The organism is Xanthomonas campestris pv. asclepiadis (assembly GCF_020784175.1).
In the GTDB taxonomy this organism is placed as follows: domain Bacteria; phylum Pseudomonadota; class Gammaproteobacteria; order Xanthomonadales; family Xanthomonadaceae; genus Xanthomonas; species Xanthomonas campestris_D.
Genome location: NZ_JAJGQM010000027.1, coordinates 18105 through 35159 on the forward strand (window position 1 = coordinate 18105; position 17055 = coordinate 35159).

Here is a 17055-nt window from a genome sequence, read left to right on the forward strand (position 1 = left end):
GCGAGGCCGGTGGTCACGGGTGCGATGCAGCGATGAATCAGTTCGACGCGGTGCGCTTGTCCGGTGCCGTGGCCATGGCAACGGGCTTGGCATCGACCGGCATGCCAGGCATGAAGATCTTCTGCACGCCATCGACCACCACGCGGTCGCCGGCAGCCAGTCCCTTGCGCACGATGCGCAGGCCATCGGCATTGCGGCCAAGCTCGATATCGCGCCGTTGCGCCTTGCCGTCCTTGTCGACCACGTACACGTACTTGCGGTCCTGATCGGTCAGCACGGCCTTTTCGTCGACCAGCATGGCCTTGAACTGGCCGCTGCCCAGCAGCTGCACGTGTGCATACAGGCCCGGCGTGAACTGGCGCTGCGCGTTGTCCAGCACTGCGCGCACGCGGATGGTGCCGGTGCTGCGGGTCACCTGGTTATCCAGGAAATCCACGCGCCCGGTGTGCGGGAAGCCCTGCTCGCCGACCAGGCCGATGCGCACCGGCAACTCGCCACCGCGCGCATCCGGACGCTCGCCGTTGCGCGCCATCTGCGAATAACGCAGGAAGGTGCCCTCGTCAGCATCGAAGTACACAAACACCTTGTCCAGCGACACCAGCGTAGTCAGCACGCTGGCACTGTCGCTGGCGGTGACCAGATTGCCGGCAGTGACCATCGCACGTCCGGCGCGGCCATCGATCGGCGCACGCACGCGGGTCCAGTCCAGGTTGAGCTTGGCGGTATCCAGCGCGGCCTGCGCGGCCAACAGATCGGCGTCGGCCTGATCCGCGGCAGCGCGACGCTGCTCCCAGGTCTCGGTCGAGATGGCCTGCTGGTCGGACAACTTACGTGCGCGTGCCGCTTCGCTGCGGGCCAGCGTGGACTGCGTGCGTGCACGCACCAGCGCGGCGTTGGCGCGCGCGAATTCGGCACGGTAGCTGCGGTCGTCGATGCTGAAGAGCACATCGCCCTTCTTCACTTCGGCACCTTCGACGTAGTTGACCTTGTCGATGTAGCCGGACACGCGCGGGCGCAGCTCGACGCTTTCCACCGGCTCGATGCGGCCACTGAATTCGTCCCACTGGCTGATCTCCTTCAGCAACACCGGGGCGACGCTGACGCTGGGCGGCGGCGGCGCGCCGGTCTCGGCAGCCTTGCTGCCGCAACCGGCCAGCACAACCGCGAGTACGGCGCCCGTCAATACAGTACGCAAGGGAAAACGGAACGGGGTGGCGTTCGGGGTCATGGGGAAATCTCTTGGGTGGGGATGGGAAAATGCAGACCGGCGAGCCGGTCGGCCGATGGAGCGGCGTGCAGGCGACGGCTGACGGTCACGATGGCTTGTCCGGGCTGGCCAGGCCCGGCGATCAGCGAGACAGCGGCGCGGCCAACATCCACGGCGCGGATCCATTCCGGACATGCGTCCTTGGCACGGCCCGGCGTGCACACCGGCTGCTCGACCGACAGCAGATGCACGCGGACACCAAACGGCTTGGCCTCCTCGTGCAGGACCTGGGCGAGCATGCGCGTGGCCGCGGCGGCAATGGAGGTATCGCCGTGCGCGGCCCAGGCACGCAGCGCGCAGGGGCTGCCCAGCAACAGGTAGCGACCACCGCCTTCGGCCTCGGCCAGCAGCGGCAGCAGATGTCGCGCGGCCGCCAGATGCGGCAGCACATCGCGCTCCAGGCGGCGGCGCAGCGCAGCGACCGGGCGGTCCAGCAGGCGACCGGCCTTGAGCGGGCTGCCCAGGCTGGCGATCACCGCGCCTAGCGGACGCGGGCGCTGGGCCAGTTCGCTAGCCAGCGCCTGCGCCGACGCGTCGTCGGCCACCGAGCCCCGCAAGGTCTCCAGCAGTGGTGTGTTGCCATGCTGCGCGCGCAGTGCGTCGAGCTTGGCGGCATCGCGTCCAATCACCAATACCGGCATCCCGGCATCGAGCAAGGCGGCGACGATACCGGCACCGACATTGCCCGCGCCGCCGATGACGGCCGTCTCGGATTGGACCATCCCGGTCATGGGACTTTCACTCCCGACATCGGGACAATTCCACGCTGCGCCAGACGCGCCGACAGTCCGGTCCGCTGCGACGGCGCACCGCCGGCCTGACGCCTGGGAGAGGCCGAAAATGCACGCGAAACACCGGCGCGCGGGCTTCTTACCGTGGAAACCACAGGATCGAAGGCGCCTTCAATGGCGCTGCGGGAGGTGGACGACACGCCGAAAACATTGCACAACCACATGGCCGTGCTCCTGCATGGAGGGGATGCCACATAAGTTAGGCCTCAAACCAGCACTTGATTAGTCCGGATTTAGGGGAATAATCGTCCCGTAAGCGGTCTAATCCCTCCTGACCCCCGGAAGGCAGTCCCATGACTCACGATCTCAACGACACCCTGATCTTCGTCAAGGTGGTCGAACAAGGCAGCTTCATCGCGGCCGCCAACGCGCTTGGCCTACCCAAGACCACCGTCAGCCGCAAAGTGCAGGAACTGGAAACCCGCCTGGGCGCCCGCCTTCTGCACCGGACCACGCGCCGCATCGGCCTGACCGAAGCCGGCTCGGTGTATCACGAACATTGCCAGCGCATCGCGCGCGAACTGGAAGAAGCCGAGAGCGCCGTCGGGCAATTGCAGTCCGGCCCACGCGGCTGGCTGCGCTTCACCGTGCCCTACTCGCTGGGCATCACCTGGATCGCACCGTTGCTGGGCGAGTTCCATGCGCAGTACCCGGAGATCCAGCTGGACATGCATCTGGGCAACGAGAAGCTGGACCTGATCGGCGGCGAAGCCGATCTGGCACTGCGTGTCGGCGCCCTGCCCGATTCCAATCTGGTCGCGCGCAAGCTCGGCAGCCTGCGCACGCAGGTCTTCGCCAGCCCGTCCTACATCGAGCGCTATGGCGAGCCGTTGCATCCGGACGAGCTGCAGTTCCATCGCACGCTGGCGCTGCGCAAGAACCGCAACGTGCACAACAACCGCTTTTTCTGGTCGCTCAGCGACGGCAGCGATGTGCGCGATTTCCCGGTCAATCCGTTGATGGTAGCCAACGATCCGGCTGCGCTCAATGGCGCGGTGTTATGCGGCGAGGGCCTGCTGTTGACTGGCGATGTGATGGCCAAGCCATTTGTGCAATCGGGCCTGGTCCGCCGGGTGCTCGCAGGTTGGACCGGGCCGGAGGTGGACTTCAACGCGGTGTTCGCCGGGGGCCGTCTGGTCTCGCCGAAAGTGCGCGCCTTCGTGGACTTCCTGGTGACGCGGATGAACTTCGATGCGGACTACATGATGGCGCAGTGCCCTGCGCGTCTGGCCGCGCAAAAGGCCGACAACTATGCAAAGATCGAAATCGGCGCAGACGCGCAATTGCGTGCAGAAGGCAAGCGCATCCTGGAAAACGTCACGGCATAGTCCGTGTTCCATTATTCGCCCATAGGCGTGAGTCAGAAGCCTAGTTGATCGAGTGCGCGGTGCCCTTGCCGAGCGGCCATCAAGAGATTGCGTGCCGCTGTTGATCGACAAGATTCGCAGCGCAAAAAAAACAGGCCGCTTTCGCGGCCTGTCTTGTTTACTCATCGCGGCTCGTCAATCGACTCGTCACGACTCAGTGCGGCAGACTCAACGCATGCCCGTGTTGTTTCCGGCACCCTCCGAGCGCAGCGGAATCAGGCGGATTTCGACGCGGCGGTTCTGTGCGCGACCTGCATCGGTGCTGTTGTCGGCGATCGGGTAACGCTTGCCGGCGCCCATGGTTTCCATGCGCTCGCGCTGCACGCCTTGGGCGGTCAGATACTGCGCGACCGCGCCGGCGCGTTCTTCGGACAGACGCTGGTTGACCGCGTCGCTGCCGACGCTGTCGGTATGACCGACCACTTCCACCAAGGTCTGGTTGTATTCGCGCAACGTGGACGCCACGCCATTGAGCGCGCTGTAGAACTGCGGCTTCAACGCAGACTTGCCGAAGTCGAAGGTGATGCCGTCGGGCAGGTTCAGGGTGATGTTGTCGCCCTGGCGCTGCACCTCGATCCCGGTGTTGGCGGTGCGCTCACGGAGCGCGCGCTCCTGGCGATCCTGGTACTGGCCAACCGCCGCGCCGCTGAGCGCGCCGATGCCGGCACCCACCATCGCATGCTGACGACGCTCGGTGGCGCTGTCGCCGGTGAGCAGACCAGCGGCCACGCCGATCGCAGTACCGATCAGCGCATTGCGGCCGGTGCGATTCTGCTGTTGCGTCTGCTCGCCATATTGGTCGCGCTGCACATACGAGCCGCCGGTGGCGCAGGCGGACAACGCGATGGCGCTGGCCAGTGCAACGGCAAGGCTCTTGGTGGCTGCTGGGGACATGGTGTTCTCCTGTGGCCGGACCATCCGGCACTCAATCGTGTCGGCGAGGATAAACAGGCCAACGCGACTGGCGCATGATGAAACCGACCGCCGGCTGCATCTGGCTAGTGCTGCATTCAGGAAAACGTTTTCTGTTCGAACTGCGCCTTACATATCTGCATCGTCTTCGTGCGCGTGCCACGCAACCGACGCAGCGCAAGCATGCGACGGCTCAGCCCTGCAAAAGAAACGCGCGGAACTTAGGTCTCAGGTGAGTACGCAGCACCGTTGGCCTTCTTGCTGACGCGCGCGCTTATCCGCGCGTTTTCGCATAGGCCGCCAATGCCGCATCGCGGCCTTCGGCCAGGCCGATGATTGGCGTGCGCGGATACTCCGGTGCCAGACGCGCCAGCGACAACGGATGCAGCCACGGCGCGAAGCGCTCCTTCACCGCAAGCTTGCCGAGTTCCGGTATCCAGCGCGTGATGTAGGCCGCCTGCGGATCGAACTTCTCCGCCTGCGTCACCGGATTGAATACGCGGAAATACGGCGCTGCATCGGCGCCGGTACCGGCGACCCATTGCCAACCCAATGTGTTGTTGGCCAGGTCCGCATCCACCAAGGTGTCCCAGAACCAGCGCGCGCCCTCGATCCAATGCACGCGCAGATGCTTGCACAATAGACTTGCCACGATCATGCGCACGCGGTTGTGCATCCAGCCGGTGTGCCAGAGCTGGCGCATGCCGGCATCGACGATCGGAATGCCGGTGCGGCCACGCTGCCAGGCCTGCAATGCGACCGGGTCTACCTTGGCCCAATCGAAGCCTTCAAAGCGCGGGTTGAGATTCTGGTTGGTGGTGTCGGGAAAATGATGCAGCAGGTGATACGCAAAATCGCGCCAGCCCAATTGCCGGATATAACCGTCGATCTCCGCCCCGTTGCGTGCGTTGCGGTTGGCTTCCAGCGTGCTGGCGATCCGCCACGGCGCGATCTCGCCGAAGTGCAGATGCGGCGACAGTTGCGAGGTGCCGACCCGGTCCGGCCGATCACGGTTTTCGCGATAACCGGACAGCGCGCCATCGATGAAGATCTCCAGCATCTCGTGCGCGCCGGCCTCGCCGGGCTGCCAGTGTTCCCAGAAGCCTTGGTCCCAGTCCAGCGGCGGCAGCAACCCGAGCGTGTCCAGCGCAGCGCTCTTCAATTGCGCAGGCAGCGGCGGCAGGTTGCGCGGTGCCGGCATGACAGCCGGCAGTTGCAGCTGCGTGAGCGCGTTGCGCCAGAATGGGGTGAACACCTTGTACGGACTGCCCTGCTGCGTCGACAACTGCCAGGGTTCGAACATCAGTGCGGAGTTGCAGCTCTGCACCTCGATCCCGCGCTCGCGCAAGGTGCGCTTGATCTGCGCATCGCGCGGCTGCGTGGCCGGCTCGTATTTGCGGTTCCAGTACACCGCAACCGCCTTGGTCTGCGCGATTACCTCATCCAGTACCTGCGCGCTGTCACCGGCGCGAACCACCAGGCCGCTGCCCAGCGCGCGCAAGGTGGCATCCAGCGCCGCCAGCGAACGATGCCGCCAGCTCCGCGAGGCCGCGCCGGGTGTCCACTCGCCTTCTTCGTGCGGCGCATCGATATACAGCGGAATCGGGTGATGTCCCGCATCCAGCGCAGCCTGCAAGGCCGGGTTGTCTTCCAGGCGCAGATCGCGACGGAACCAGACGATGGCGTATGACATACAAGCTCGGCAGCGACGATGAGGCGCGCAGGATAAGCCAGCAACTGCAACGATGGCGCGATGCCGCAGCGACGCATTGCCACCCGGCAGCGCGCATCAGGCTTACTCGAAACTCCCCACCGAATCGTGGGCAAGATTGTCGAAACGGGTGTATTCGCCGAAGAACTTGAGCTTGCACGACCCGGTCGGCCCACCGCGGTGCTTGCCGATGATGATCTCGGCCAGGCCCTTGTCCGGCGAATTTTCCTTGTTGTAATAGTCGTCGCGATAGATGAACACGATCATGTCCGCGTCCTGCTCGATCGCGCCGGATTCGCGCAAGTCGGCCATCACCGGGCGCTTGTCGGTCCGTGTTTCCAGCGAGCGGTTGAGCTGCGACAACGCGATCACCGGCACGTTGAGCTCCTTGGCCAGGCCCTTGAGCGAACGCGAGATTTCCGAGATTTCGGTCGCGCGGTTTTCGCTGTTGCCCGGCACCGACATCAGCTGCAGGTAGTCGATGACGATCAGGCCCAGGTCGTGCTCGCGCTTGAGTCGGCGGCACTTGGAGCGCAGCACTTCCGGCGACACGCCCGGCGTATCGTCGATGAAGATCTTGGTTTCCTTCAGCATCTTGATCGCGCCGGTCACACGCGCCCAGTCCTCGTCTTCCAGTGCACCGGTACGCAACCGCTGCGCGTTGATGCGGCCATTGGACGAGATCAGGCGCATGGCCAGCTGCGATGCCGACATTTCCATCGAGAACACCGCCACGCCCTTCTTGGATTTGATCGCGGCGTATTCGGCGATGTTCAGCGCAAAGGTGGTCTTGCCCATCGCCGGACGCGCGGCCAGGATGATCAGGTCGGTCGGCTGCAGACCGGAGGTCATCGCGTCGAAATCGTTGTAGCCGGTCGGCAGGCCGGTGATGTTGCCGCCGTTTTCGAAACGGCTGCGCAATTCCTCGAAGGCGTCCTTCAATGCGCCCGGCATCGCCACGAAGTCGGTGCGCCCACGCGCGCCGGCCTCGGCGATCTTGAACACCGCCTTTTCCGCCGACGACAGCAACTCCACGCTTTCGCGGCCCTCGGGCTGAAAGCCGTCGTTGACGATGGTGGTGCCCACTTCGATCAGCTGCCGCAGCACCGCCTTGTCGCGCACGATCTCCGCGTAGGCCGCGATATTGGCCGCCGAGGGCGTGGTGCTGGCCAGCTCGATCAGGTAGGCGCCATCGCCCACCTGTTCCAGCTTGCCCTGCGACTCGAACCACTCGCCCAGGGTCACCGCATCGAAGGGACGGTCCTTCTCGTTCAGTTCGCGAATCGCGCGGTAGATCAGCCGGTGATCGCGGCGGTAGAAATCGTTGTCGGTCAACTGATCGTTGACCCGATCGAACGCATCCGGCGCCAGCATCAACCCGCCGAGCACGGCCTGCTCGGCCTCGACCGAATGCGGCGGTACCCGCAACTGGTCAAGCCGCGGCTCGGGACGATCGTAATCGTCGTCGTCGCGATCGCGATTGCGCTTGGAACGGAAACCAGGACGAGCGGACATGGACAAACAGACCTGACACGAGGGGGACGGGGGCAGGAAGCATAGTCATCGGCGGCGCCGACGACCATGCACAACTCTGTGGATAACTGGTGGACAGCCGGTGCATCACCGTTCTACGCGCTGGCTGTCGCAACCGCCGAGACGCTTGCCGCGCCTGGGTTTGCGCTGCACCACCGGCCGCCAATGGCGACTGCCTACAGGCGCAGCGCCGCTGTGATCAACTCAGCGCTTGAACTGTTCGGTCAGGCCCAGGAAGGCGTCGACAAAGCCCTGCAGGAACTTGCGGCTGTCGGCGTTGGCAATCTGGCTGTCGGCCCCGAACAGCCCGTCCTTGTACTGCAGGAAGACTTCCGGCTGGCCGAGCACATGCATGTCCAGATACGACAACACATTGCGCAGATGCTGCTGCGCGGTGGCGGTGCCGATCGCCCCGACCGAGATGCCGACCACGGCGGCCGGCTTGCCCGCGAAGGCGCTGTCGCCGTAGGGGCGCGAGCCGGTATCGAGGGCGTTCTTGAGTACGCCGGGAATCGAGCGGTTGTATTCGGGGGTCACGAACAGCACCGCGTCCGCCGCCCGGATCTGCTGCTTCAGACGTGTGCCTTCGGCAGGAAAGTCGCCGTCGCGGTCCTGGTTGTACAGCGGGATGTCGCCGATCTCCAGATACTCGAACACCGCCTTGTCGCCGGCCAGATGCTCCAGCGCGTGCGCCAGCTGGCGGTTGTAGGACTCTGCACGCAGGCTGCCGACCAGTACGGCGATGGTGATCTTGCTCATGGGAACGCTCCATTGGGGAATCAGCGCCCGACTCTAGTCAGCCTGGCGCTCATACCCGGTGAAGCGCGCCGCCTCAGCGGTCGATCGCGGCGCGTTGGGCGCGCCAATGTGCCTGCCAGGCCTGGAACATGAGCACCGTCCACAGGTGCGTATGCCATTTGCGCTCGCCGCCGTTGAAGTCGCGCCACAGCCCGGCCACGGTGTCGGCGGCGAACACGCCGTCGCGCTCGAGCGTGGCGTGCGCCAGCAGATCGTCGGCCCAGCCGTGCAGGTCGCCACGCAGCCAGGCACTGACCGGCGCGCCGAAGCCACGCTTGCCGCGGTAGACCATCGGGTCGGTCAGATAGCGGCACAGCACGCGCTTGAGCAGGTACTTACTGACCCCGTCGCGGTACTTCAGCGACAGCGGCAGCGACCAGGCGAACTCGGCCACGCGCCAGTCCAGCAGCGGCGCGCGCGCTTCCAGCCCCACCGCCATGGTGGTGCGGTCCACCTTGCACAGCAGGTCGTCAGGCAGATACGCGGCAAAGTCGGCCAGCATCATCGCGTCGGCCGGCGTGCCGGAGCCGTGCAGCGGGTCGGCCAGGCTGTAGAAACTGTCGGGCTCGGTCGCGCCCAGCACCACCGCGGCCGGATCGCGCCAGCGCGAAATGCGGTTGCGGTAGATGTCGCCAATGCCGCGTGCGCCCGCCTCGGCCACCAGCGCGGCCAGGCCGCCGGTGCGCGAGGACTCGCCGTTGCGGCGTGCCGCCAGCGCCATCAGCCGCCGCAGCGGCCCCGGCACCAATCCATGCATGCGCCAGTTGCGCAGCGCACGCTGGTACCGGCCGTAGCCGAAGAACAACTCGTCGCCACCATCGCCGGACAGCGCCACCGTCACCCCGCCACGCGCCAGCCGTGCGACCAGCGCGGTCGGCACCTGCGAGGCATCGGCGAAGGGCTCGTCGAACATGTCCGGCAGGGTCGGCACCACCGCCAGCGCGTCGGCGCCGCTGACATACAGCTCGGTGTGGTCGGTGTGCAGATGCGTGGCCACTTCGCGCGCCAGCGGCGCCTCGTCGTGATGCGAACCTTCGAAGCCGATGCTGAAGGTATTCACCGGCTGGGCGCTCTGCGCCTGCATCATCGCGGTGACGATCGACGAATCGGTGCCCCCGGACAGGAACACGCCCACCGGCACGTCGGCCACCATGCGCAGCGCCACCGCATCGCGCAGCACCGCATCGAGTTGTTCCTCGGCCTGCGCATCGCTGCCGGTGAACGGCGCCGCCAGCGCACGCTGCATCGCTTCGCGCGCGTTCCAGAACGGCTGCTGCGCCTGGTCCGGCCGATGCGCCGCCGAACCGGCCGCCACCATCTGCGCATCCAGCCGCAGCACCCGCCCGGGCATCAACTTGAAGGTCCGCTCGTGGATGCAGGCCGGCGCCGGGATGTAGCCCAGCCGCAGCAGCAAGGTCAGCGCATTGCGATCGACGCCGTTGTCGAAATCTGGATGCTGCCACAGCGCCTTGAGTTCGGAACCGAACACCAGGGTGTCGCCGGCCCAGCCGTAGTACAGAGGCTTCTTGCCGACGCGGTCGCGGGCCAGAGACAGGCAGTTGTCGCGCTCGTCCCACAACGCCAGCGCGAACATGCCGTTGCAGCGGGTCAGGGTGTCGTCCAGCCCCCACTCCACCACCGCCGCCAACAGCACTTCGGTATCGGAATGACCACGGAAGCGGTGCCCGAGCGCGGACAGCGCCGCGCGCAGCTGCGCGAAGTTGTAGATCTCGCCGTTGTAGGCCAGCACATAACGGCCATCGGCCGAGCGCATCGGCTGATGGCCGAGTGGCGACAGATCCAGAATGCTCAAACGTTGATGCGCCAGCGCCACGCCGGCCTGCGCATCGCACCAGGTGCCGGCATCGTCGGGGCCGCGATGACGCAAAGCGGCGCCCATCGGCCGCACCAGCGCATCGAGTTGTTCGCCATGCATGCGTGGCGATGCCAGCAGCAGTCCAGCCAATCCGCACATCGTCAGTGCTCCTGCGGGGGGCGCATGCTGCTCATGCCGTCACCGCGCTGGGGGCAGATGCCGGCATTGCGATAAAACCGGGCACTGCCTGCACGCGCTGCAGCCAGGCACCGATCGCCGGCCAGCGCTCCAGATCGAAGCCGCCGTCCTCGGCGCAATGGGTATAGGCAAACAGCGCGATATCGGCGATGCCGTAGTCGTTGCCGGTGAACCAGCGGTGCTGCTGCAGATGCTGTTCCATCACTGCCAGCGCCTGCTCGCCGCGTGCGCGCAGCTGCGGCAGTTCGGCGCGGCGCGCGGCATCGCGCGGCGTCCACAGGCTGATGAAACGCGCCACTGCGATGTATGGCTCATGGCTGTACTGCTCGAAGAACATCCAGCTCAAGGCTTGCGCGCGCTGCCACGCGTCGGTGGGCAGATACGGGGTGCCTTCGGCCAGCCAGAACAGGATGGCGTTGGATTCGGTCAGCACGCGGCCATCGTCGCGCTCCACCATCGGCACCTTGCCGTTGGGATTGATGGCCAGGTACGCGGGCGTGCGGGTTTCGCCGGCGACGCTGTCGACCTCGACCCAGTGATAGCGACTGCCCAATTGTTCCAGCAGCAGGCGCACCTTGTAGCAGTTGCCGGAACTGGACATGCCATGGACGGTCAACGGGGGACGCACGCTCGACATCAGGCTGGCTCCGCGGCAGCAACGAGGGGGCTGGCAGTGTCACAGCCCCGCGTGTCTTTGCAAAGCCCTGCCCCGTTTCTGCTGCAAGGCGTGGCCGCGGTTGCGGGTTGCGGGCTGCGTGCCTCAGCGCATCACCACCAGCGCCACCGGCACACCCAGCACGGCGATCAGCATGCCCAGCACCGACAACGTCAATGCCAGCGCACCGAAGGCACGTGACCGAGCGCAGCCGGTCGCACCGGCGACCGCCTGGACCGCCGCGATCGACCACCACAGCCCGCCCAGCAGCATCAGCAGGACCGCCATGGCCAGCTGCGCCAGCCTGGCTGGATCATGCACGCCGGTGCCGAACAGGACACTATCGCCACCGAGCGCGGCCAGCGCCGCCAGCAGGCAGACCAGCCATGGCAACGCGCTGCCCAGCAGCGCCGGCAGCAACGCACCGACCTGTGCGACACCGCCCATCCAGCGCAGCATCCGCTGCAGCAGCACGCAGCCCACCAGCGCGATGGCCAGCATGATCATCACGGCGATGGCGTGCACCCACAGCGGCCGCGGAGACACCCACATCCAGCTCGAAAGCACGAGGATCAGGCCGAATACACACCACGCGCTCCAGCGCACGCCGGGCTGCGCGTGCAAGCGCTGCGCAACGGTGTGCGGATCGAACAGCATCCCGCCCAGGCCACCGCCGCGCCACCAGGCCAGGCATGCCAGCACCAGCACGACCAGCGCCAGCAGCCCGGCCAGCGGATAGACGAGCATCTGAAAGTCCAGCGGCTGTATGGGCGGTTGTGTCTTGAGATCGTGATTGAAGTACAGCAGGTCGCGGGCACGCTCCATGTCGGCGGCCGCACGCTTCACGCCGCTGGCGGGGATGCGGTCGGACAGGCGCTGCCACTCGCCGACGATGACGAGGCGTCCCTCGTGCATGGAGACCGTGCGCGAGAACCGGAACCACGGGTTGGCGACCACCTGCGTATCGGCCTCCACCCGCACCGCCGGGTCGACCCGCACCCGCACGGTCTGCCGCGCCAGCCGCGGGCCGCCCAATGCCAGCGGGCTCTTGCGCGCCGCGGTGGGCAAGGCGTCCATCCATTCGCCGAGCTGGAACAGCGGAAAGCCCAGCTCGTCGCCCTCGGCGGTCGGCCACTCCAGGCGATAGGCCTCGTGCGTGCGTACGTTCAGTCGATCGGTCGCGTCGATGGTCGGCACGCCGACCTGGGTCAGCGCGGTGTAGTACTGCTGCATGAATTCCAGATAGTGCTCGCCGACCGCCTGCGCGCCGTTGTCCTCGAAGCCGGTCGCCACGCGCTCGCCGCGTCCCTGGCGGTACGTCGTGTCCACGCTGAAGGTCGCCACGCGCTGCGGTTTGCGCAGCGAGATCACGATCTCCTCGTCCACCTCGACCTGCGGCAGCGTCGGCATCGGCGATGGCACCGCCACCAGATCGCGCTGGCCGGCCACAACCGGCAGACCGCGCACGAACGGCAGCGGCCGACGTTGCGCCAGCGGGCCCTCTTCGCGATCGCGCGTGGCATCCACCCACACCTCGCCCTGCGGCAGATGCGCGCGCACCACCACATGGTCGAACGCATACGGACTGGGCAAGCGCAGATCCAGTCCATGGCCCTTGTCGCTGTTGACCAGCACCGGCTCGGCGCGGATGCCGGCAAGCTGCAGCAACGCGATCAACAGCGTCGCCTTGTCCTTGCAGTCGCCATAGCGGTTGCGCAGGGTCACCTCCGGCGTATGCGGCGCGTGCGAGTTCTCGCCCATGTCCAGGCCCACGTAGCGGATCTCGCCCTGCACGAAGGCCACTGCACGCAGCAGTGCGCCCTGCGGGTCGTCGCTGCGCAGCTGCAGGCTCTGCACCATGCCCTCGGCAATGCGCGCGTCCTTGAACGCGCGTGGATACAGCTGCGCTGCCCACGCCGCCACCGCCGCCCAGTTGCCGGCGGTGGAGACTTCGATCAAGCCATACGGATCGACATCCTCAGGGGCATCCTTTTCTTCCTGCACCGCGGCTATGTCGCGCGCCGCAATGTCCAGCGTCGCCACATCGCCGGCGCGGCTGACGTTGCGGCTGAAGTCCGGCGCGCTCACCCGCCACTGCAATCCCATCCCGGCGGGATACCGCACGCGCACCCGGCGCTCGCCCAACGGCACGCCGTAGCGCGCATCGAACACGTCGTAATAGCCCTTGCCGAACACCGGATTACTGCCGGTGATGGTCACGCCGTAATCGACCCGGTCGCCAACGCGCAGATCCGGCAAGGTGATCGACAGCGTCAATGCGCCATCGATCAAACCGTCTTCCAGTCCGCTTTCGCGGCGCAACCTGGCGTAGTGCGCCTGTTTGCGCATGTCGATGCGCCTGCCGTCGCGCCAGACCTCCAGGCTGTTGAGCGCCAGCTGCTGGTACTGCGGTTGGTAATCGATGGAGATCTGCCCGGCCTCGTCCAGGCTCTTCGCACGCTGCACGGTGTAACTGAGGCGGCGATAGGCCTGCGGCGTGGCGCCGGTCAGATCGACCTGATCGGACACCAGTGCATAGCGCAGCCCGCTGGCACCGGGCACCTTGTCGGGCACCGCATCGGCGATGACCCAGGCCGGTGGCGGCGCCATGCGCGGCGCCTCGCTGGCCTGTGCCGGTAAGATCACGCTCGCCACCACCGCCAGCAGGCAGAACATCCAGAACACGCCACGCAGGCGTCGCCTCCCATCCCTGTCGATCAACACCCACTCCTCGTCAAAACGCATTGAGTCCCGTCAGTGCACGCCCGACCACCAACTGATGCACGGTCTCGGTGCCCTCGTAGGTGATCACCGATTCCAGGTTCAGCGCATGCCGGATCGCCACATGCTCGGTGGTGATGCCGGCCGCGCCCAGCAGATCGCGGCACTCGCGCGCCACGTCCAGGGCCATGCGGCAATTATTCCATTTTGCCAGCGAGATCTGTTCCGGCCGCAGCGTACCGGCTTCTTTCAGGCGCCCCAGCTGCAGCGCCAGCAATTGCGCGGTGGAAATGCGCCGGGCCATGTCGGCCAGCTTGATCTGCGCGCTTTGCGTAGCCGCCAGCGGCCGGCCGAACAGGATGCGCTGCCCGCTATAAGCCAATGCTTCGCGCAGACAGGCCACCGCCGCACCGATCGCGCCCCAGGCAATGCCGTAGCGCGCCTGGTTGAGGCAGCCCAACGGCGCCTTCAGACCGGCCGCATTCGGCAGCCGCATCTGCTCCGGCACGTAGACGTTGTCCAGAAACAGACCCGAGGTCACCGATGCGCGCAGGCTCATCTTGTGCCCGATGTCCTGCGCACTGAAGCCGGCGCTGCCGGTCTCCACCAGAAAGCCGCACACGCCGTCGTCGGTATGCGCCCAGATGATCGCCAGGCCGGCAATACTGCCGTTGGTGATCCACATCTTGGCCCCGTTCAAGCGCCAGCCGTCGCCCTGCCGTACCGCGCGCGTGGTCATCGCGGCCGGATCCGAGCCGCCCTGCGCTTCGCTCAGCCCGAAACAGCCGATCAGACGGCCGGCTGCCATCTCCGGCAGCCAGCGCTGGCGCTGCTCGTCGCTGCCGTAGGCATGGATCGGGTACATGCACAGCGAGGACTGCACGCTGACGAAGCTGCGCAGGCCGCTGTCGCCGCGCTCCAGTTCCTGGCAGATCAATCCGTACGCCACCGCGCCCAGGCCCGCGCCGCCATCGCGCACCGGCAGGCTGGCACCCAGCAGGCCAAGCTCGGCCAGTTCCGGTACCCATTCGCGCGGAAAACGCCCTGCGTCCAAGGCATCGCCAATCGCCGGCAGCACCCGCGTATCGGTGAAGCGCGCCACCGCATCCTGCACTGCCCGCTCTTCGTCGGTCAGCAGCGCACGTACATCGAATAGATCATCGGGGCGCACCGGCATGTCGGCTTCCACGGCAGGAGAAGTGGCGATTATCAGCCAGTTGCCGGCCAAACATGGCGGCGCCCCGTTCAGCGCACGGACGTCGTCACCAGCGCCTGGAAACGAAAAGAGCCGGCAATGCCGGCTCTTTTCTTGCCAACCAGCGATCCTGGGCGGATCGCTGCCAGCGGTTTACTGACGCGTGCTGCCCGCATCCACACGAACGCCCCTGTCACCGGCCGTCGAAGCGGTCTGGGTCACCAGCTGACCATCGACCACCGGCAGACGATCGCTGGCCGGCTTGTCGTTCATGCGCACGGTCTTCTCGAAACCGTCGTAGCGGTAGGTCACGTCGTAGGCCACCACGTTGTCCGCATCGCCCAGCGAGATGCGCTCGCCCGGCTTGCTGTCCATGCGCATGGTGCCGGTGGTGCCGTCGGCATTGCGGTAGGTCACGTCGTAGCCGACCACGCGCGAGGACTGCGAATTGGCATTTTCGGTATGGCACTGGCGCTCGGTACGATCCACCACGCGGCCGCCGACATGATTGCGGTCGACACGGTTACCGACCATGCCGCCACCGACCGCACCGGCCACCGTGGCCAGCTTGCGGCCGTTACCGCCGCCGACCTGGTTGCCGAGCAGACCGCCGATCACCGCACCGGCGACGGTACCGCCGACATTGCCATCGCGCTCGGGCAGACGTTCCTGCACCACCACGTCGCGGCAGACTTCGCGCGGCGAGGAGCTGGTGGTGGTTTCGCGGATGGCCGCGCTGTTAACGACCTGCGCGTACTGCGGCTCGCGCTCGGTGATCGGCGCGACCTTGACCACGTCGGCATATTCCAGACCACGCGGTGCCGGCTCGCCGTTGGCGACGAAATCGCCGGACGACGGGCGGTTGTTCATGAAGGCGGCCGTAGCCACGCCTCCAACCAGCAACGCACCAGCAGCGACCAGTATAGTTGTCGTATTGCTCTTCATGATCCAGCTCCGTGCGGACACGCCGCGTTGTTGACGGCGTGATTCCAGCACGCGAACCCTGAACAAAAACGCCCTCGCTCATGAACGCCGCAGTTAAGTTCAGCTAGCGGTTATTTCATGCACTTCTAACAGCCGGAGCATTCGCATGCGCAATCCCGTCACCTCGCGCGCCCTGGAGTGGGCCAGCAAGCTGCGCTACCCCACCTTGTTTAAGCTGGCGGCGGCGCTGTTTCTGGTCGACCTGGTGCTTCCGGATCCGATCCCGTTCCTGGACGAGCTGCTGTTCGGCCTGACCACGCTGCTGCTGGCCAACTGGAAGACGCGCAAGGCGCCGCTGCCCGCGCCGGTGCGCCGCGATTGATGCAGCTGGTCGATAGCCACTGCCATCTGGATGCCGGCGAGTTCGACCACGACCGCGCCGCGGTGATCGCGCGCGCGCAGGCGGCCGGTGTCGTGCAGCAGGTGATCCCGGCGATCACCGCCGCCAGCTGGCCGGCGCTGCGCTCCGTCTGCACCCAGGCACCCGGGTTGCACCCCGCCTACGGGCTGCACCCGATCTTTCTCGATCAGCACCGCCCCGAACACCTGCAGCTGCTGGCCGAGTGGATCGAGCGCGAGCGGCCCTGCGCCATCGGCGAGTGCGGGCTGGACTTCTATCTGGACGGGCTGGACGCGCAGATGCAGCGCGATTATTTCGACGGGCAACTGCAGCTGGCCAAGCGCTTCGAGCTGCCGCTGATCGTGCATGCGCGGCGCGCCACCGAAGAGGTCATCGCCCGCATCAAGGCCGTGGGCGGCCTGCGTGGTGTGGTGCACAGCTTTGCCGGCAGCCCCGAACAGGCGCAGCAATTGTGGAAGCTGGATTTCATGATCGGCCTGGGCGGCCCGGTGACCTACCCGCGTGCCAATCGCCTGCGCGGCCTGGCTGCAACGATGCCGCTGGACTGGCTGCTGCTGGAAACCGATGCGCCGGATCAGCCCGACGCCAGCATCCGTGGCCAACGCAACGAGCCGGCCTACCTGCGCACGGTGCTGGACTGCATCGCACAGCTACGCGGCGAGGCAGCCGAGCACATCGCCGCGCAGACCACCGCCAACGCAAGGCGATTGTTCGGATTGCCGGGCTGATACCGGTGCGCGCTGCAG

Annotated in this window: 15 protein-coding genes; 3 read left to right on the forward strand and 12 right to left on the reverse strand. The window is 66.4% G+C overall.

Features of this window, described 5'->3' with window-relative positions:
* Positions 1–37: 37 nt before the first annotated feature.
* Genes LL972_RS13145 through LL972_RS13155 form a run of 3 tightly spaced genes read right to left on the reverse strand, consistent with a single transcriptional unit; the run spans position 38 to position 2222 of the window.
* Positions 38–1228 (reverse strand): efflux RND transporter periplasmic adaptor subunit, encoded by a 1191-nt coding sequence (locus LL972_RS13145; RefSeq protein WP_119129047.1) that lies wholly within the window; start codon positions 1226–1228, stop codon positions 38–40.
* Entirely contained in the window at positions 1225–1998 is a 774-nt protein-coding gene (locus LL972_RS13150; RefSeq protein WP_228327974.1) for an SDR family oxidoreductase, read from the reverse strand. Before LL972_RS13150 ends, LL972_RS13145 begins: the two co-directional genes overlap by 4 nt.
* Entirely contained in the window at positions 1995–2222 is a 228-nt protein-coding gene (locus LL972_RS13155; RefSeq protein WP_228327975.1) for a hypothetical protein, read from the reverse strand. Before LL972_RS13155 ends, LL972_RS13150 begins: the two co-directional genes overlap by 4 nt.
* 129 nt (positions 2223–2351) lie before the next feature.
* Between LL972_RS13155 and LL972_RS13160 the strand changes: the two genes are divergently transcribed.
* Entirely contained in the window at positions 2352–3386 is a 1035-nt protein-coding gene (locus LL972_RS13160; RefSeq protein ID WP_228327976.1) for a LysR family transcriptional regulator, read from the forward strand.
* A gap of 207 nt (positions 3387–3593) precedes the next feature.
* Here LL972_RS13160 and LL972_RS13165 read toward each other — a convergent pair whose 3' ends face one another.
* The 9 genes from LL972_RS13165 to LL972_RS13205 all read right to left on the reverse strand — a co-directional run bounded on the left by LL972_RS13165 (position 3594) and on the right by LL972_RS13205 (position 15909).
* On the reverse strand, positions 3594–4319 hold the full coding sequence (locus tag LL972_RS13165) for an OmpA family protein (RefSeq protein ID WP_228327977.1): 726 nt from the start codon (positions 4317–4319) through the stop codon (positions 3594–3596).
* Positions 4320–4611: 292 nt separating this feature from the next.
* Positions 4612–6030 carry a cryptochrome/photolyase family protein gene (locus tag LL972_RS13170; RefSeq protein ID WP_228327978.1) on the reverse strand — a complete coding sequence of 473 codons (1419 nt, stop codon included), beginning with the start codon at positions 6028–6030 and terminating at the stop codon, positions 4612–4614.
* Between the two features lie 102 nt (positions 6031–6132).
* Positions 6133–7563 (reverse strand): replicative DNA helicase, encoded by a 1431-nt coding sequence (locus LL972_RS13175; RefSeq protein WP_228327979.1) that lies wholly within the window; start codon positions 7561–7563, stop codon positions 6133–6135.
* Positions 7564–7785: 222 nt separating this feature from the next.
* Positions 7786–8340 (reverse strand): NADPH-dependent FMN reductase, encoded by a 555-nt coding sequence (locus tag LL972_RS13180; RefSeq protein WP_228327980.1) that lies wholly within the window; start codon positions 8338–8340, stop codon positions 7786–7788.
* A 73-nt stretch (positions 8341–8413) separates the two neighbouring features.
* Positions 8414–10354, reverse strand: coding sequence for an asparagine synthase (glutamine-hydrolyzing) (gene asnB / locus LL972_RS13185; protein ID WP_228327981.1), 1941 nt, complete (start codon positions 10352–10354; stop codon positions 8414–8416).
* 31 nt (positions 10355–10385) lie between these two features.
* Entirely contained in the window at positions 10386–11030 is a 645-nt protein-coding gene (locus tag LL972_RS13190) for a glutathione S-transferase family protein (protein ID WP_228327982.1), read from the reverse strand.
* 123 nt (positions 11031–11153) lie between these two features.
* Entirely contained in the window at positions 11154–13724 is a 2571-nt protein-coding gene (locus LL972_RS13195; RefSeq protein ID WP_228328009.1) for a DUF3857 domain-containing protein, read from the reverse strand.
* A gap of 58 nt (positions 13725–13782) precedes the next feature.
* Positions 13783–14958, reverse strand: a complete 1176-nt coding sequence (locus tag LL972_RS13200) for an acyl-CoA dehydrogenase family protein (protein ID WP_228327983.1) — start codon at positions 14956–14958, stop codon at positions 13783–13785.
* Positions 14959–15117: 159 nt separating this feature from the next.
* The gene (locus LL972_RS13205; protein ID WP_006451921.1) at positions 15118–15909 is read right to left on the reverse strand and encodes a glycine zipper 2TM domain-containing protein; all 792 of its coding nucleotides are present in this window, start codon (positions 15907–15909) and stop codon (positions 15118–15120) included.
* Positions 15910–16054: 145 nt separating this feature from the next.
* On the opposite strand from LL972_RS13205, the gene LL972_RS13210 reads away from it, so the two are divergent.
* Both LL972_RS13210 and LL972_RS13215 read left to right on the forward strand, forming a co-directional pair.
* Positions 16055–16270 carry a DUF6116 family protein gene (locus LL972_RS13210; RefSeq protein ID WP_016902710.1) on the forward strand — a complete coding sequence of 72 codons (216 nt, stop codon included), beginning with the start codon at positions 16055–16057 and terminating at the stop codon, positions 16268–16270.
* Positions 16270–17037: a TatD family hydrolase gene (locus tag LL972_RS13215; protein ID WP_228327984.1), complete on the forward strand. Its 768-nt coding sequence runs from the start codon at positions 16270–16272 to the stop codon at positions 17035–17037. Before LL972_RS13210 ends, LL972_RS13215 begins: the two co-directional genes overlap by 1 nt.
* The last annotated feature ends 18 nt before the right edge of the window (positions 17038–17055 follow it).

Bases quoted from the DNA above. Each gene is read 5' to 3' on its own strand.
- LL972_RS13215 (WP_228327984.1), top strand. From the start codon at position 16,270: ATGCAGCTGGTCGATAGCCACTGCCATCTGGATGCCGGCGAGTTCGAC.
- LL972_RS13190 (WP_228327982.1), bottom strand. From the start codon at position 11,030: ATGTCGAGCGTGCGTCCCCCGTTGACCGTCCATGGCATGTCCAGTTCC.
- LL972_RS13195 (WP_228328009.1), bottom strand. From the start codon at position 13,724: ATGTTCTGCCTGCTGGCGGTGGTGGCGAGCGTGATCTTACCGGCACAG.
- LL972_RS13160 (WP_228327976.1), top strand. From the start codon at position 2,352: ATGACTCACGATCTCAACGACACCCTGATCTTCGTCAAGGTGGTCGAA.
- LL972_RS13170 (WP_228327978.1), bottom strand. From the start codon at position 6,030: ATGTCATACGCCATCGTCTGGTTCCGTCGCGATCTGCGCCTGGAAGAC.
- LL972_RS13145 (WP_119129047.1), bottom strand. From the start codon at position 1,228: ATGACCCCGAACGCCACCCCGTTCCGTTTTCCCTTGCGTACTGTATTG.
- LL972_RS13180 (WP_228327980.1), bottom strand. From the start codon at position 8,340: ATGAGCAAGATCACCATCGCCGTACTGGTCGGCAGCCTGCGTGCAGAG.
- LL972_RS13150 (WP_228327974.1), bottom strand. From the start codon at position 1,998: ATGACCGGGATGGTCCAATCCGAGACGGCCGTCATCGGCGGCGCGGGC.
- LL972_RS13155 (WP_228327975.1), bottom strand. From the start codon at position 2,222: ATGTGGTTGTGCAATGTTTTCGGCGTGTCGTCCACCTCCCGCAGCGCC.
- LL972_RS13175 (WP_228327979.1), bottom strand. From the start codon at position 7,563: ATGTCCGCTCGTCCTGGTTTCCGTTCCAAGCGCAATCGCGATCGCGAC.
- LL972_RS13205 (WP_006451921.1), bottom strand. From the start codon at position 15,909: ATGAAGAGCAATACGACAACTATACTGGTCGCTGCTGGTGCGTTGCTG.
- asnB (WP_228327981.1), bottom strand. From the start codon at position 10,354: ATGTGCGGATTGGCTGGACTGCTGCTGGCATCGCCACGCATGCATGGC.
- LL972_RS13210 (WP_016902710.1), top strand. From the start codon at position 16,055: ATGCGCAATCCCGTCACCTCGCGCGCCCTGGAGTGGGCCAGCAAGCTG.
- LL972_RS13165 (WP_228327977.1), bottom strand. From the start codon at position 4,319: ATGTCCCCAGCAGCCACCAAGAGCCTTGCCGTTGCACTGGCCAGCGCC.